At 34.0% G+C, this 15,900-nt stretch carries 19 protein-coding genes; 6 read left to right on the top strand and 13 right to left on the bottom strand.

Going from position 1 to position 15,900, the window contains the following annotated elements:
* Positions 1–2: 2 nt before the first annotated feature.
* From B2745_RS03580 to B2745_RS03565, 4 genes are all read left to right on the top strand, one after another.
* Positions 3–830 (top strand): DUF4249 domain-containing protein, encoded by an 828-nt coding sequence (locus B2745_RS03580; protein WP_304063796.1) that lies wholly within the window; start codon positions 3–5, stop codon positions 828–830.
* A 178-nt stretch (positions 831–1,008) separates the two neighbouring features.
* Positions 1,009–1,518, top strand: coding sequence for a hypothetical protein (locus B2745_RS03575; protein ID WP_304063795.1), 510 nt, complete (start codon positions 1,009–1,011; stop codon positions 1,516–1,518).
* Positions 1,519–1,572: 54 nt separating this feature from the next.
* Positions 1,573–1,959: a hypothetical protein gene (locus B2745_RS03570; protein WP_304063792.1), complete on the top strand. Its 387-nt coding sequence runs from the start codon at positions 1,573–1,575 to the stop codon at positions 1,957–1,959.
* Positions 1,960–2,126: 167 nt separating this feature from the next.
* A complete protein-coding gene (locus tag B2745_RS03565; protein WP_026904527.1) occupies positions 2,127–3,002 on the top strand; it encodes an AraC family transcriptional regulator in 876 nt (291 codons plus the stop codon).
* A 59-nt stretch (positions 3,003–3,061) separates the two neighbouring features.
* On the opposite strand, the gene B2745_RS03560 is transcribed toward B2745_RS03565, so the two are convergent.
* From B2745_RS03560 to B2745_RS03535, 6 genes are all read right to left on the bottom strand, one after another.
* A complete protein-coding gene (locus B2745_RS03560) occupies positions 3,062–3,763 on the bottom strand; it encodes a transposase (protein WP_304063789.1) in 702 nt (233 codons plus the stop codon).
* 240 nt (positions 3,764–4,003) lie between these two features.
* Complete coding sequence (locus B2745_RS03555) at positions 4,004–4,396, bottom strand: hypothetical protein (RefSeq protein ID WP_304063786.1); 393 nt, start codon at positions 4,394–4,396, stop codon at positions 4,004–4,006.
* A gap of 314 nt (positions 4,397–4,710) precedes the next feature.
* Positions 4,711–5,055, bottom strand: coding sequence for an alpha/beta fold hydrolase (locus B2745_RS03550; protein ID WP_304063784.1), 345 nt, complete (start codon positions 5,053–5,055; stop codon positions 4,711–4,713).
* A gap of 208 nt (positions 5,056–5,263) precedes the next feature.
* The gene (locus B2745_RS03545) at positions 5,264–5,995 is read right to left on the bottom strand and encodes a hypothetical protein (protein WP_304063781.1); all 732 of its coding nucleotides are present in this window, start codon (positions 5,993–5,995) and stop codon (positions 5,264–5,266) included.
* Positions 5,996–6,147: 152 nt separating this feature from the next.
* Complete coding sequence (locus tag B2745_RS03540; protein WP_304063778.1) at positions 6,148–6,954, bottom strand: hypothetical protein; 807 nt, start codon at positions 6,952–6,954, stop codon at positions 6,148–6,150.
* Positions 6,955–7,124: 170 nt separating this feature from the next.
* Entirely contained in the window at positions 7,125–8,444 is a 1,320-nt protein-coding gene (locus B2745_RS03535) for a serine hydrolase domain-containing protein (RefSeq protein WP_304063775.1), read from the bottom strand.
* 155 nt (positions 8,445–8,599) lie between these two features.
* Between B2745_RS03535 and B2745_RS03530 the strand changes: the two genes are divergently transcribed.
* Complete coding sequence (locus B2745_RS03530) at positions 8,600–10,141, top strand: IS1182 family transposase (RefSeq protein ID WP_304063771.1); 1,542 nt, start codon at positions 8,600–8,602, stop codon at positions 10,139–10,141.
* 284 nt (positions 10,142–10,425) lie between these two features.
* Here B2745_RS03530 and B2745_RS03525 read toward each other — a convergent pair whose 3' ends face one another.
* From B2745_RS03525 to B2745_RS03515, 3 genes are all read right to left on the bottom strand, one after another.
* On the bottom strand, positions 10,426–11,739 hold the full coding sequence (locus tag B2745_RS03525; RefSeq protein WP_304063769.1) for a hypothetical protein: 1,314 nt from the start codon (positions 11,737–11,739) through the stop codon (positions 10,426–10,428).
* A gap of 128 nt (positions 11,740–11,867) precedes the next feature.
* On the bottom strand, positions 11,868–12,149 hold the full coding sequence (locus B2745_RS03520; protein ID WP_304063834.1) for a tyrosine-type recombinase/integrase: 282 nt from the start codon (positions 12,147–12,149) through the stop codon (positions 11,868–11,870).
* A gap of 566 nt (positions 12,150–12,715) precedes the next feature.
* Positions 12,716–13,276 (bottom strand): Maf family nucleotide pyrophosphatase, encoded by a 561-nt coding sequence (locus B2745_RS03515; protein WP_304063767.1) that lies wholly within the window; start codon positions 13,274–13,276, stop codon positions 12,716–12,718.
* A 127-nt stretch (positions 13,277–13,403) separates the two neighbouring features.
* Between B2745_RS03515 and B2745_RS03510 the strand changes: the two genes are divergently transcribed.
* Positions 13,404–13,967, top strand: a complete 564-nt coding sequence (locus tag B2745_RS03510) for a hypothetical protein (RefSeq protein WP_304063764.1) — start codon at positions 13,404–13,406, stop codon at positions 13,965–13,967.
* Here the strand turns inward: B2745_RS03510 and B2745_RS03505 are convergent.
* From B2745_RS03505 to B2745_RS03490, 4 genes are read right to left on the bottom strand one after another with little or no spacing between them, the layout of a single operon-like run.
* Positions 13,957–14,487, bottom strand: coding sequence for a KdsC family phosphatase (locus tag B2745_RS03505; protein WP_304063761.1), 531 nt, complete (start codon positions 14,485–14,487; stop codon positions 13,957–13,959). The two genes, B2745_RS03510 and B2745_RS03505, sit on opposite strands and share 11 nt — an antisense overlap.
* A 15-nt stretch (positions 14,488–14,502) precedes the next feature.
* On the bottom strand, positions 14,503–14,745 hold the full coding sequence (gene iscX, locus B2745_RS03500) for a Fe-S cluster assembly protein IscX (protein WP_026903412.1): 243 nt from the start codon (positions 14,743–14,745) through the stop codon (positions 14,503–14,505).
* A gap of 12 nt (positions 14,746–14,757) precedes the next feature.
* On the bottom strand, positions 14,758–15,090 hold the full coding sequence (locus B2745_RS03495) for a 2Fe-2S iron-sulfur cluster-binding protein (RefSeq protein ID WP_026903411.1): 333 nt from the start codon (positions 15,088–15,090) through the stop codon (positions 14,758–14,760).
* A gap of 20 nt (positions 15,091–15,110) precedes the next feature.
* On the bottom strand, positions 15,111–15,899 hold the full coding sequence (locus B2745_RS03490) for a Rossmann-like and DUF2520 domain-containing protein (protein WP_304063758.1): 789 nt from the start codon (positions 15,897–15,899) through the stop codon (positions 15,111–15,113).
* Between the last annotated feature and the right edge of the window lies 1 nt (position 15,900).

Here is a 15,900-nt window from a genome sequence, read left to right as displayed (position 1 = left end):
AAATGATATCAATATTAGCTGTTCTGGTTCCAGTTTTATTTAACAGCTGCGAGGAAGTGGTAAATGTTAAACTTGACACACAATCTCCAAAATTAGTTGTGGATGCTGCTTTAGTTTGGATAAAAGGTACGGATGGAAAAAATCAAACCATAAAATTATCAAGCACTACCGGATACTATCAACAAGAGATACCTAAAGTTGCTCAGGCAACTGTTTATATGGTAAACTCGGCAAATGTAAGATTTGATTTTTTAGAAGAATTAGATTTAAATGGAGCAACTGGAAGATATACTTGTACTAACTTTATCCCCGTGATAGGTGAAACTTATACCTTAACTATTGTTTACAAAGGTGAAACCTACGAAGGAACAGAGAAATTAACAGCTGTTAATAAAATAGAAGACATTGAACAAAGAGATGACTTAGGAATAAACAGGGATGAATATGGGATTAAGGTAAATTTTAAAGATCCTATCAATCAAAAAAACTATTATTTATTCAGTTTTGAAACTGCAAATAGAAAATTTCCTGATTATGAAGTTTTTGACGATCAGTTTTTTGAAGGGAATTTAGGCTTTGGGGTATTTTCTGATTCTAAATCTAAGGTTGGAGATCATATAAAAATTAAGTTAAGAGGAGTTTCTCAGAGGTATTTTAACTATATGAAAATATTAATTGGCACTGCAGACGGAGGCCAAGATGGTCCGTTTGGACCAATACCTTCTTCTAACATTAGGGGTAACATGATTAATAAAACTGTAAATGCTAATTACTGCCTAGGTTATTTTAGCCTTTCAGAAGCTGATGAGCTAAATTATATCTTAAAATAATCTTATTAGGACTGATAAATAGCTAGGCAGCATTCATTTATTAACTTAAGTTCATGAATGGTAGCTAGCCTGTGCTATAACTTTGACAAAGATTTGTTAAGCGTTTGAAATCTTTATTAAATCATCACCTACTTATCATATCATTTTACATGCTATCATTCATTTAAAAAAAACAAACATGAAAACTTTAACTACCCTTATTTTTACTTTTTTCACCATTACCACATTTGCACAAAACGGTGCTTATTCTAAAGGCGATAAATTACTAAACATTGGTATTGGTGTAAATTCTTATTATGACGGCGGAATACCCCTAGGTGCGTCTTTTGAAAAAGGAATTACAGAGAATATCAGCGTTGGTGCCCAGGCAGATTTTTTATCAGCAGATTACGCCTCCATAAAATTTACTGCTTTATATATTGGTTTGAGAGCTTCTTATCATGTTAACCAATTGTTAAACATAAAAAATGATAAAATTGACCTATACGGAGGACCTACTTTAGGCTATAGAAGTTTCACCTGGAAAGATGAAGATTTAAATTTAGGAGATGATTATGGAAGCGGCTTATTTCTTGGGGTTTATATAGGAGGAAAATACTATATCCATAAAAATATTGGCTTATTTTCTGAGCTTGGCGCTATTGGCAGTACCAATGCCAGAATTGGAGTAGCCTTTAAACTAAACTAAAACCTTATATTATCTTCAAAAACAAAAAATTATTTATCATACAAAATTATCATCATGAAAAATATAATTCTTACCCTGGTTACCCTTTCTTGCTTTTTAAGTTCTTGTAAAAAAGATGCTGATAACAATTCTAATAATGCGTCCAGAACTTTGGTTTATGAGATTAACGGAAATTTTACTGGAAATTTTATAGCTTCTTACACCACAGCTGCCGGTGGTACTACTAATGAGCAAATAACTACTTTACCATGGCGTAAAGAGATAACCTATAATAATAATGTTACTGCTGCAATTATAGCTTTATCTGGAAATGGAGGCGTCTCTGGGCAAACCATCTCACTTACCATCAAGAGAGATCAGAAACCAGCTATAAATCCTGTAAACATTATAGCCAATGCCTCGGGGGCTTTTTCAGAAGCAGCACCAGTAATTGTTTTCTAAATTTAAGAGCGTGTAAAGAGCTTCTTCTATTCTTTTAATCATTTCTAATCATAAATTAAAACAGATTTTTATAGATTCTATATAGGATATTATCATCAAAAATTGCTAAGTTTACGTTTATCTATTATAATAAAGTATAAACCTATTTCCTTTAAAATTTATATTTGATGAAACCTTTATTTAGGAAAGTATCCGTAGAGATAGAGAGCTCTTTTAATATTAAGCATCATATTATGCCTAACTATGGAAATGTATGGCATTATCATCCAGAACTTGAATTACACTATAATATTGCTGGAGAAGGCGTACGTTTTATTGGTGATAATATCAGCAATTTTACACCCGGAGAAATTATCTTGTTAGGAGAAAATTTACCTCATGCTTGGCGGTGTAATGAAGCTTATTATCAAAATAATACAGATTTAAATATTGAGGGTATAGTGATGCAATTTCGTCCAGATTGTTTGGGTAAAACCTTACTATCGTTACCTGAGACTTATCAAATACTAAAACTATACGAAAAAGCAAAAAGCGGAATGGTTATTAAAGGAAAAGCAAAAGATAAAGTTGCTGATTTGATGTACAAAACCGCCCAAGCAGAAGGTTTAGATAGAATTATACTTTTACTTTCTATATTAAAGGTTTTAGCAGAAACTCATGAATATGAGCCTATAGTAAATGGCCAAGGTTCTTTTTATCAATCTAACGAGTCTGATACGATAAGGTTAAACAAAGTTTTTAATTATACCCATAGTAATTATAAAAAAGACATAACCTTAGAAGAAATTGCGTCTATCAGTAATTTAAGTGTTACCTCCTTTTGCAGGTACTTTAAACTCATGACCAAGAAAACTTATTATGATTTTTTAATTGAAATTAGAATAAGCCATGCTTGCAGACTCTTGGTAGAAAACAAGTTACCTACTGAAGTGATATGTTTTGACTGCGGTTTTAATAATGTTTCAAATTTTTACCGCCATTTCAAAAAAATCACTGGGATGACTCCTCTTGATTATAAAAAGAAATACTTAGACAGAAGTTGATTTTTTCTTGATGAGGATTAAAAAAGTCAGTTTGTAAATTATAATCTAAATATAATAAGTCAGGTAAGAATTGTGGCAAGCCCTATCTTAACCTGCAGCCTGCTTAGGACGAAGTGAAAATTACTAGGATAGTATGCAAGACGGCCATTACATATAAAATCTATAGCAAAACCATAGTCAGACATCTTTATCGTGTTCACAAACAAAGCTATCAGACGTGTTGCTTGCTGGGCAAGTAAAGAACTGTATTCGTTTAGTCTTTCATCAATATAAGCGATATGCCTTTCCAGTTTAGCGGGACTAAAATTATTCTTCTTAGAGTTCTGCGCTCTAAGCTTGGTACTATCTCCAGCCAACAGCTTAGCGCCAATAAGGTGAAAGTTCTTAGCCAGAGAAACGGTAGCATGAAAGATCTTGCGAATAGCTTTAGGATTATCTTTCCTGAAATTAGCGATGGTATTATGGTCAGGCATCAAGCCTTTCATTAGCCACATCAGTTCAATATTGCGTTTGCACTCTTTTTCTAAAGCCCGAGAAGAGCGGATACGGTTGAGGTATCCATAAATAAACAGTTTAAGAAGATCAGCAGGATGATAGGCAGGTCTGCCGTTATCAATAAAGTTCATATCGAAACCATAGTCAGCCATTTTAATGGAACTTACAAACAGGTCTATCAAACGAACTTCGTTATCTTGACCAACGGCCTGTTCCAGGCAGAAGATCTCGGTCTGATTTCTATCTTTTCCAGTGGTGAATTTCATACTACAAAATACCAAAAGACTAGCTTTTATAGCGTAATACTTATCAATATCCTGTGGAAAACTAAAGGGAGGTTTTTAGACAGTTTGACGGTTTGCAGCTTTGCGAAGGTGGGGATTTAGGAGCACAAATCTATCATAAAGTGACGAGTTTTCTTTGTAGCACTTGTCCGCGGATAACCCACCGAGACCCCACTTTTGCAAAACTGCTGTTATGCCCAGTTTTTATTTTTTAGTTAGTCGTCATTCTAATTTAAATCTTGAAAAATTATAGTTTAAGCTGTCTTTAACGTAAATATTGTAATGATTTGGAATGTACAAATAGTCATTCAGTAAAATCAAATGATAACCCCATTCGCCTTTCAATGATTTCATTTTAAATTTTTTTGAATCACTAATTCTGTGTATTTCGGTTTCATATATCCAACGTAAAAATTTGTGTTGTTTAATTTCTTGCTTATACTTCTGAGGGTCATTTAAATCGATGAAGTCGTTTGTAAATATGTGTTGTTTAACTTCAATTGGAAGCTCTGAATATGGTAAAATTGTTTTTTCTAATCTGTCCACACCTTTTGAGTCGCAACCATACAGAACAATAGAAAGAAATATTGAAAAAGTTAAAATTGAATTTTTCATTTTATCAAGGTTTTACAAGCATAATTGTTGTCGTAAAATATCATTAAGTTCATCTGCCTTATTTAGTGTCATTAAGTGTCCACCGTTTTTAATTGTCGAGTTACTTTTTACAAAATTCAAAGGTAAAATTCTGTCACTTGTTCCGTGAATATGATATAAGTTTTTGGTCTGCGTTTGGTTTGTCCACCGAACAACTTTGTCAATTGCCCAATTCAAAAAAGTCGGGTCGGTGTCGATAAGAATTTGTTTTAAGAGTTGTTTCTCAAACGTTGAACTCGTCCCGAAAAACCAGTTTGTAATAAAGTTTGAGCTTTTTAAAATCTTGTTGGCAAAAGTCTGTGCAATTTAAGTTGACCAGCGAAACGATAGTAAAATGGGATTTCATTTCTAGTCTTTGCAGAGGCAATTAAAATTACTTTTTCAGTGTCAATTTGCTTAGCAACTTCCACAGCAATAAGTCCACCGAATGAAAGTCCGATTAAGGTCGGTTTTGTTGTCGTGATTTGGTCAATAAGTCGGGTTGCGTATTGTTCTATTGTTTCTTTGTCTTGCGGAACAATCCATTTTACAAAAGTTGTCGAGAAGTCAGAAAAGTCAAGTCGTTGAAAAACTCTTTCGTCTGCTCCAAGTCCACTAAATATGTAAAGTTCTTTTGTCAAGTTGTTGTTTTTTTGTGTGTCGTTTTAAAATTGGGCATAACGTCAGTCTGTGAAAAAACCTACGTTAAACAATCATGTAAATATATCAAAATAGGTAGTAATCAAGTTTTTAATTGGTTATTTTTAAGGAGTAAACAACCTTAAATGATGGCTTATTTAAAACCGAAAGATAGATTCCAAGTACAAATGCGCAGTATGGATGTTATGCCTAGTTTTTTATTTTCAATTCCTTTTTAATGTCAACATATTTATACTTCAATACAATTGTCGGTGTCAAATTTTTAATTGCGTTTGGAAGATAGCACTTTTCAATTATTTCTAAATGGTCTGAATGCAAAGCAAATGATTTCAATGTAAACTCCTTATCACAGTTTTCATATTGTTCTAATGCCCATTTATATGTATCGTCATCAAGTCCTGAGTCTTTGTCTAGTAGCATTTCTTTGAGTTCTATTTTCTGCTGCTCATATTGCTTGTCTTTGTCGGCCATAACAAGTGATTTGAAATTCCCTGTCGTGTCGATAATTTGGTCAATGGTTAAATACTGTCCTGTTATGTAATTGTATGTAAAGTAGTCTGTCCACCCCGTACAGTATGCGCCACACCATTCGGCACTTATATTCAATGAAATAAGTCCGCTTTTTTTATAAGTTACTTTAAAGTCGAGATAGATTACTTGTTCGTCTGCCCATTTAATTATTGTCGAGTCAGTTGGCAAGTCATTAAATTCATTGTTTGTAAATCTGATTTTTAAGTCTTTGTTTATTAAGTTGTCAATTTTAAAATCACCTGTCTTGATAATTGGAAATTTTAATTTGTCATTTTGAAAGTGGGTGAGTTTTTCTTTTTTGGGAAGAAATAAAGTGTCAACCGAAATATTCTGTCCGAATGAAGTCGGCCCAAAAGTCAAAAGTAATATTGTCGTTAAGGTTCGTGTCATTTTAAAATTAGGCATAACGGTTTGCAAATTTGTGCAGAAATGGCATTGCTTGCAGAACCATTGTCGTACTGTACCAAATTAATAAATAACTGATGAATTAGCGTAAACCACCGTCAGCCATTTTAGAACAAATTTGCTGTTAGGTGCTGTTTTTAATTTTCTGTCTGATTTAATTTTTCAAGTATACCATTGAAAAACACTACATAATTTTTTTCATCAATATTATTATAATTGTATTTCAAATTCGGTAACATGTAACTAAATGTTTTTTTGTATAGCTCAATTATATGACTTTTAATTATTGTGTAATTTTCGACGTCGACATTTTTTAAATCATGAAATCTTTTTTCCAATTCTAAATACTCAACTTTCCAGTCCTTATGAGTCGGTGGATAATATAGGAAATTCGGATTGATAAGTTTACTGAAACTGTCCGAAGGCGGGTTGTATTCAAAAAGTTGATATATACTTTGAAAAAAACTAACCCCATTTATTATATCTGATTCTATTGTACTGCTGATTTTAATTTCGTTACTATATATTCTTCTATAATTATTAACAACTTTCCTTCTGTTTATTTCGTAGGGCACTAATTTAACATTAAACAGGCTCCTAAATTCAGATATCAATGCTTTAAATTTAGGCTTCCATACAATCCTATTTTCCTTTTCAGTTTTTTTCAATTCATAGAAAAGGTACTCAAACGAACCGTCACTACATGATTCTTCATAATACTCGCCAATATATATTTCCATATGATTATTTGAGATTAAATCAATAAATATATGGTCACCAATTGAATCTTTTAGATTAACTATAAATTTTGATTCTGTCGTGATATAGATTTCGTAGTAATAGTCTTCATCATAGTTATTCGGTAAAATTCCAAGAATGTAATTTGTATCATTTACTTTTTTGAACGATTCTAAAACGCTAGATTTATATTCGGATTTCTTCATGTTTCTTGTACTTCGTTCGGCAAAATTGCACCTAACGACCAGCGCTAAATTTTAGTTGCCGATTTCGGAGCTGTTTTCCTGTCGAGAAGCACCGCTGTTATTGCGAGCTGTGAACTTTGTTTTCCGTAAAAAGCCGGCAATTAAATTTAGCGTCATGTTGGGTGCTGTTTTTATTCCTTCGTAAATTTATTTTGTACACCACCTTGTTTTAGTATTATTGTTTTGTCAGTTGGGTTAAATTCAAAAACCGCTCCCGCTTGGTCAAATTTAAAAATGTCTTTTGCTATTGCTTCAAGAGGAAGTGCAGACTGGCCTGTTCCTTGTGCGATTAAAGTATTGTTATCTTTTGTTACTGTAATTTTCAAAGCAATTTCTTTGGAAGAGTAAACGCCTAAATATTTATCCAAATCTTCTGAACTTACTTCATAAGTTGAAAATTCGGGAATGTCATACGGTTTATCGTAAACAGCACTCAATACCGCAATAGATATGTTGTTGTTATTGTAACTTGTTCCGTTTGATGTTAAAGCGTAAGAAATGTTTCCGTCGGCGAAATATGAAAACACCGAACTAAAACCGTCAATACCGCCTGTATGTCCGTAACCTATTTTGTCGTAAAATGGGATTTGGAACAACCCAATTCCATAGTTATCTTTAATGGATTTCATTATTTCAAGACTTTCCGTTTTTATTAGTTTTCCGCCAAACAAAGCGTTACTAAATTTTGTTAGGTCGCTTGGAGTGGAAATAATTCCACCTGCACCTAAGGGAATGGAAATATCTGTTTCTGGTTCAAGTTGCCAACCACCGCTAAAACTATATGACTTACATTCGTTTTTACTTGAGACAATTTTTCCGCCAAAGTATGTATTTTGTAACCCAACAGGTTTGATGATGTATTCTTGTAACAAATCGGCATACGATTTATTGTATGTTTTTTCAAGAATATAGGTCAAAAGCACAAAGTTTGAATTGCTATATTCTGCTTTGCTATCTGGTTGAAAATCGCTTCCTGATTCTGAAATAATTTCTACCATTTCTTTTTCTTTCTTGGGTTGTTTGTTCCAAGTCAGATAATCTTTGTCGTTTGTAAAATTGTGAATTCCGCTTCGATGGTTGAGCAAAAGTTTAATGGTTATTTTATCAGCATTTTTGATGGTTGGGAAATACTTATAAATCGTTTGGTTTAAGTCCAATCTGTTTTCTTCAACTGCTTTTAGAACCAACACCGAAGTAAATGTTTTAGAAACTGAACCAATTCTGAATTTAGAATTTTCGTCCGCTCTCACGTTATTTTCAATGTCTGAAAAACCAATAGTCTTTGAATAAATAATTACACCGTCTTTTGAAACGGCAACACTTCCCATAAACTTATTGTTCGTTTCGAGTACATTGAAATAGTTGTCTAATTTGGTTTTGTCAATGGATTGAGTAAACCCTATTTGTGTCAAAATCCCGATTAGTATTGTTGTCAAGAATTTTCTTGTCATAATGTTATCTGTTAATGTTTGCAGTATCAGTCGTAAAATAGCACCCAACGTCAGTCTGTGAAAAAACCTACGTTAAATAATCATGTAAATATATCAAAATAGGTAGGAATCAAGTTTTTAATTGGTTATTTTTAAAGAGTAAACAAGATGGAAAGATGGCATATTTAATACCACAAGATAGATTTCAAGTACAAATGCGAAGTATGGATGAGGCAATAGGCAAAGATAATGCTGTGCGGTTTATAGATGCCTTTGTAGCCCATCTTGAGCTGGCTAAGTTAGGTTTTGTGATACCCAATGAAAAAACTGAAGGACGCCCAGCATTTAACCCTAAAGTATTTTTAATGCTTTATTTCTATGGCTACCTCAATGGCATTCGTAGCAGCCGTAAGTTAGAAAAAGAGGCTATACGTAATCTAGAAGTACAGTGGCTTTTGGCTGGTTTAGTACCCAACTACCACACCATTGCCGATTTCAGAAAGCTCAATCCAAAAGCATTGAAAGCCACTTTCAAACTTTTTGTCTTGTTTTTGAAAGATGCTGATTTGATTACTGGAGAAGTTATAGCTATGGATGGCACAAAAGTTAGAGCTAACAACAGTAAAAAGAATAATTACAGTCAAAAAAAGATAGAACGACATTTAGCTTATATCGAGGAAAAAACAAACCAATACCTTTCTGAATTAGATAAAAACGATGTTTTAGAACAACCTGAACAGCTAAAGCAGGTACAAGAGAAGATAGCAAGATTAAAAACTAACAAGATTAAATACGAAGAATTAAGTAAAACCCTAGAAGCAAGCGCAGAGCCTCAAATAAGCACTACAGATGCCGATGCTAGAGCCTTACTGGTACAAGGGCAGGTAGTAGAAGTGAGTTACAATATGCAGGCAGCCGTAGATCAAAAACATAATTTAGTGGTAGCAACCCATACCATTAACCGCAACGATAGAAACGCTATGAGTGGAATAGCGTTAGAAGCTAAAGAAAACTTATCGTTAACCACCTTTACCGCCATACTAGATAAGGGTTACCACAATGGGCGAGAACTGGAAACCTGTCAAAAAGCAGGAATAACCACTCTGGTATGTCCGCCTACCCTAGCAAATAGTAATGAGAAAGGAACAACGGAAGCATACATAGTAGATAAATTTATCTATCACCCACAAACAGATACCTATACCTGCCCAGCAGGCAGCACATTAAGCACCATAGGGACATGGCATAAAAAAACGAGAGAACGTGATAGCTATCTATTTAAGAAATATAGAACACCAGACTGTAAAACCTGCCCAGTACAGCCACTCTGCACAGCTAAGGCAGACGGAAGAAGAGAAATAGAACGTAGCCAATATGCAGAGGCAGTAGCCATCAACAAAGATAATTACAATACAAACAAAGAATTATACCGAAAACGTCAAGAGATTAATGAACATATTTTTGGGACTATAAAACGTCAATGGGGTTATAACCACACCAATTTGAGAGGATTAGCAAAGGTTAATGGTGAAATAGCACTGATTATGACAGTTTATAATTTGAAAAGAGCCATGAATATCTTGGGAATAGAAAAACTATTAGCACTACTAAAGACCTGGAATCCAGATTACCAAAAGGCCTTGGCGCTTTCTTCTAAACGACTTGTTTTAATGCAATATAACGAGTCTAAATATCTACACTTTGCACAAGCCGCTTAAAATACGCTAACACTCAGCAAGCTTAAAACGCGAAATTAGTGGCGCTTTTTAAATGAGTTTTTGTGAAAATATGAGTTTTTTCACAGCCTGACGGTTTCGGGCTTGGCGAAGGTGGCGATTTTCACCACAAATGTTGATGCGGAGAACCAAACTTTGATTAACCACAAAACTGTCTGCGGAGTACACAACCGCCACTTTTGCCAAACCCGTGTTACCGGCTGTCCTTCTGTCCGTCCGAAGAATACAAGTTGGGTGTCCGTAATAAAAGCTATTAAAAGTTAGTTTCATTGTCCTGCTATTTTCCAACCTACAATTTGTGGTGACATACCTTTTCCTAAAATAATTTTCTTCTCATTTGCTGGTGGATAGCCAACAAGTAAAACAATCTTTTCGCCTCCGCCATTTACAGCAATAAATTTTTCCAACTCGGATTTGTTGTAATTGAGTTTAGGCAAAATTATTTCTTTATCAACGGTTTCAATTTTTATATGAAGGTCAATGGTGTCTTGATTATTTATTATTGTAACAAATACTTCTTTACCTTTTGCCTGCTCTATTAAATTTTTGTATGCTTCATAAGGAACAACGCAGTCACCATCAAAGCAAAGGTTAATAGCTCCTACACTATTGTCATGGTTTGGCATAAAGCCAACATCAATAGAAGTAGAAAAGCTGTCTTGAATATCGTCAAAAATGTCTCTTGGTTCTTTTACTGATACTTCAATGACTTCATCATCAGTTTTTTTCTCTTTCCATTTTGCAGGGTCAAAATTAAACTCTGGCTCATTGTTTTTGATGTCTTTTCTTTGACTAACTTTCAAATGATACTTTTTTATTGAACTGTCAAATAGAAATTTGGGTGGCAGTCCAAACGGTTGAATGACCGAAGGAGTAAAAAAGAATGGGTCGTTTGACTTTTGAAAATCCAAAAACTGCTTTATGAAGTAACCGTCTTTGAAGTCAAGCGTATGCCAATAAAAAAGTTGTGCGATAAAATTTTGTTGCCGCTTCCCATACTTTTCAAGTTTACTGGCGTCCTCAAATGCCTTGAACATATAGTCAAGTCGTTTTCTACCAAGGTTGGCATAAAAGTAAGTCGTATATTTTTCGTTTGGTTCAATAACTAAAGAAACAACAAGACAATTCTCTTTGTCGTCATTGCTACTATCGTTTACCCATTCTCTTAAATAGTCAAAGAATTTTTGGGCATATTCTTCACTCAAATAGCTTGGTCCAAAATGAGCTAATTCAACCCCATTCTTTTCTTTCGGTATCATAAAGCCATTTGTCTTCCATTGTCCATACTCAACTTCAAAGTCTGGAGGTGGTTGAAATACCATCACTGTATATTCAATGACTGTCCTTTCAAAGAACTGCTCAATAAGAAAGATGAGAATTGAAAACCCTAAACTCAAATACCATTCACTAATGGAAATTACACTTGTCGCTATACCAACGAACGCAATTGTTCTCAAAATCCATTTGACAATTCTTTCAAACTTCTCGTGAATAACTAATGCTGGATACCACTTTCTCCACTCTATGCGGATAAGTGTGTTTGAGTTTACGTAAAGGTCTTTTCCAATCTTAATTTTCACTTTTGTCGTTAGTTTTTTGTTTGATGGTCAATGTCTGCAATGTCGCACATAGGGTTGCCGGTAACTAGTAAATATCCGCTATCCTATAGCGCATATTTTTCGATTAAGTTACAATTTAGTATTAGATTTTAAATATTCAAATTATCTAAAGGACTTTTTATTTGGCTAATATGCTTTGTACTTACATGAGTATAAATTTCGGTGGTTTTGGTGCTGCTATGCCCCAAAAGCTGTGGTATATAGCATATATCGGTACCGGCTTCTAAAAGATGGGTTGCAAAAGAGTGCCTTAACCAATGTAATGTTATGGGTTGCTTAATTCCAGCTTTTAAACAGGCCTTTTTCAAGACTTGTCTTAAAGAGCTTACAGCATATTGATCTTCGTATTGCCCTTGAAATAGAAAACATATTTTCTAGTTAAAGTGATTTTATAAAAAATTTGAGACATTAATCATCATCAGTATAGCTTAAAAATATTTTTCATAAGCTCATGTATTCAACACTTCATCCCTACACTTAAGCTCCTCCTTAAATTACTATATATTAACTCATAAATTACAGGTTATTTATAGGGTAGCTAATATAGTTTGTACCCTGTTATGACCCTGTTAGCACCCTGTTAGTACCCTGTTAGTACCCTGTTAGCTATGGTTTAAATCTTATGCTGGTAAAGCCAAAAATTCTGATGCAGTTTATGCTGAGTTTAAAATCAAGACAAAATGAGATTAACGAATTTGAGGGGGATATATCCAGCAACATTATCGCTGTGAAGTTTGAGAAGACTATACTTGTATCAACTTATCCCTGATGGATATTTCTTACGATAAACCTTTTAAATTTTCATTCTGCTTATGATAGCTATCATGAGCAAAGCACCCGACTAGTGGCGAATAAGATGTAAAAAATTAATCCTTTTAAAAAAGAAATAATGGAAATTGATTAATTTAACCCAGTGTAGATGCTATACCAAAGGTATTTAAAACTCTGCCTGTAAAACTTTTCTTAATTTATCGGTAGGTAAACCCATCACATTGGTATAAGAACCCTCTATCCTATTTACAGCTATTAAACCTATCCAATCTTGTATGCCATAAGCACCTGCTTTATCAAAAGGTTTGTGGTGTTTTACATAATAGCTAATTTCATCAAGGCTTAGAGGATTAAAATAAACCAACGTTTCTTCACTAAAAGTAATTTGCTTCATAGCTGATCTTATGCTTACTCCGGTAATGACCTGATGTTTTCTTCCGGCCAATTTGCCAATCATCGCTATAGCATCAGCTTCGTCTGTAGGTTTTCCTAAAATCTCATCATCTATTAAAACAATAGTATCTGCAGTAATTAGTATCCCATCATCAGGGATATCAAAAGCAGCGGCCTTTTTATCTGCAATAAAAGCAGCTACCTCTGCAAGGGCTAAATTAGCAGGATAACTTTCATCTACATCTTTTAAAAGCAGCTCAAAATTAAATCCCATAAGGTTTAACAATTCTTGTCTTCTTGGTGATTTTGATGCTAAATAGAGTTTCTTATTCATGGTTTTATAATAAATTTTGAGCTCTTATGTAGATAAAAATATCCTAAATTAAAGTGCTAATTTAAATTTAATTTTTTGGTATCAATTATGTTGATGCTTTGCTTGTTTACCTATCATCGTTTAAGACATGAAAAACCAATTTCAACCTGTACAACATGCTAAGCATCATGAAAAAGAGTTTAGTGCATTTATAAGGATGGATAATGCTTCGCAAATTTGGCAATTTTATAGAGATTGCAGACAACGTTTATTAAGTGTTAACCACTGGGGCAAACATCATTTACAAAATTTAAATTCGCAATTTATTTTACATGATCGTTTTGGTTATGAAGTACAAAGAACTGCCCAGGTTGGCGATTATATTAAGATTTTGAATAACTGCTTCTCTCAAAAAAATATCTTTTGGCTAGAGATAGAAAGTATAGCTTTTAACCACGAGTTTGATAGCAGCGAAGAAAGTGTTATCATGAGTTTAAAAACTACTGATGACCCTAAATATCAAACAGACAGGTATTTTAAACCGGGTGTAGAAAATTGTATGATTAGCATCAAAAGGGTATTAAATACCATTTTGGCTCATATAAAAGTGATTGAACCTGTAGCAACACCCAATTTTTACACTTCTAGCAAGGATATAAAATGGCTTAGTAATTTTAGATGGAATGATGTACTAAAAGATATTACTTGTTGATGGCACCATCATGTGCACTAGGCTGAGCATCAAACCAATTTTGCTGAATTTTTAAAACCTTTTCTATGATATCTCTGGCAACACCAGCACCACCAGCTTTTGGAGATACATAGTGTGCTGCTTCTTTTATTTCTTCTACAGCATCAGAAGGGCAAACAGCAAGAGGTGCTAATTTCATAATCGCTAAGTCAGGAATATCATCACCTACATAAAGAAAATCATCAGCTTTAAGCTTTTCTTCTTTGATAAGTTGATGGTAAACAGCCATTTTATCCGAAACACCTAAAAATATATGCTTAATACCTAAACCTAATAATCTTTTCTCTACCCCGCTAGATTTAGCACCAGAAATAACAATGATACGATAACCTTTCTTTACAGCCAATTGCAAGGCATAACCATCTTTGATGTTAAATTGCCTTAACTGCTCGCCGCTTTCTGTTACCAAAACATGGCCATTGGTTAAAACACCATCAACATCAAAAATGAATGTGTTTATGTTTTTAAGTTTATCTAGCATGGGTATTTAGAAGACTTATTGGTTGTCTCTCCACTCGTATACCCAGGCAGATTGGATTTGCTCTAAATGCCCTTCATTACACTCTTCTTTAGTGCCTGCAAAACTAGGTAATTCTAATACCCAATTCATTAAGTCTGTAAAGCGTATGCGGTATATTTTAGATTCGCCAAATTCATCGCCAAACTTTTCGTAAAGTCCCATGGCAATATCTTCATAGTCATTCCAATGAATGGGTAAAGCGTATTTATCGTTATTCATGTATAATTATATTTAATGACCTAAGAATTGAGATTGGTCTGGAATTGTAATTTCTATATCTCCGTCTATCATTACACACTGGCAACCTAGTCTGGAGTTTATCCTGGGGTTTACAGCCCTATCAATAAAATCTTCTTCTTTATCTGATATTTCCTGAATATGGTCTTCGCCTTTGTTTACATACACATGGCAGGTACTGCAACCGCAAACACCACCACAATTGTGTTGTAGCTCTATCCCATTATCCAGACAAACGTCTAAGACTGATTCTCCTTCTGCAATGGCCAGCTCTTTTGGCTCTAAACCTTTTTCCTCGAAATTTATTTTAATCTTGTAAATATTCATGCCTTGGCAAAAGTAATAATTTATTTAAGCGAAGACGTGTCTTTTGCATACATTTTGACTATGTCTTGACTTATTTGCTGATACAGCAATTTCCATGCTGTATGAGTTTGCAACAATTCCAAATGCTTTTGGATGGTTAGCTGGTCGTTTCTTTTTGCCGGACCCGTTTGTGCTTCTGATGGCAATATTTGCTGCACCTTGGCTGCCGTTTCTTGTATTAATGGTCTTATCAAATTAAAATCAAGACCAGATTGCTGCATTAATGTTTGTGCAATGGTATAAAAGTGGTTGGTAAAGTTACAGGCAAATACTGCTGCTGTATGTAACATTAACCTTTGTTGAGTGTTGATGTAATAAGTTTTAGTAGATAAAGCCTTGGCCAAATTAAATAAAACTTGTGTACTGCTTTCATCAAAAGCCTCAATTGCTATCGGTATTTGAGAGAAATCTATTTGAACAGCTTTAGAGAATGTTTGTAAAGGATAAAGTACCCCAGCTTTTTGGGTATATGGCAATAGCACATTTAAAGCGGTTGATCCGGATGTATGTACCAATAATTGTTGAGGCAATAGCTGTAATTCTTTAGCTACAGAGGTAATAGCCTCATCACTTACCGCAATAATGATTAAATCAATATCAGCATCAATTTGATTTAAATGGGTGATAGAATCGGCACCTATTTCTAGGGCCAGAGCTACTGCTTTTTCGGCTGTTCTATTCCAGATTTGTTTTACGGGATGCCCGGCATGTATCAAAGCTTTTGATAAATGCCAGGCTATATTTCCTGCTCCTAAAACAGCAATATTCATT

It is taken from the genome of Pedobacter glucosidilyticus (assembly GCF_002483235.1).
GTDB classification, from domain to species: Bacteria; Bacteroidota; Bacteroidia; order Sphingobacteriales; family Sphingobacteriaceae; genus Pseudopedobacter; species Pseudopedobacter glucosidilyticum_B.
This window is presented reverse-complemented; position numbering and strand designations above follow the sequence as displayed.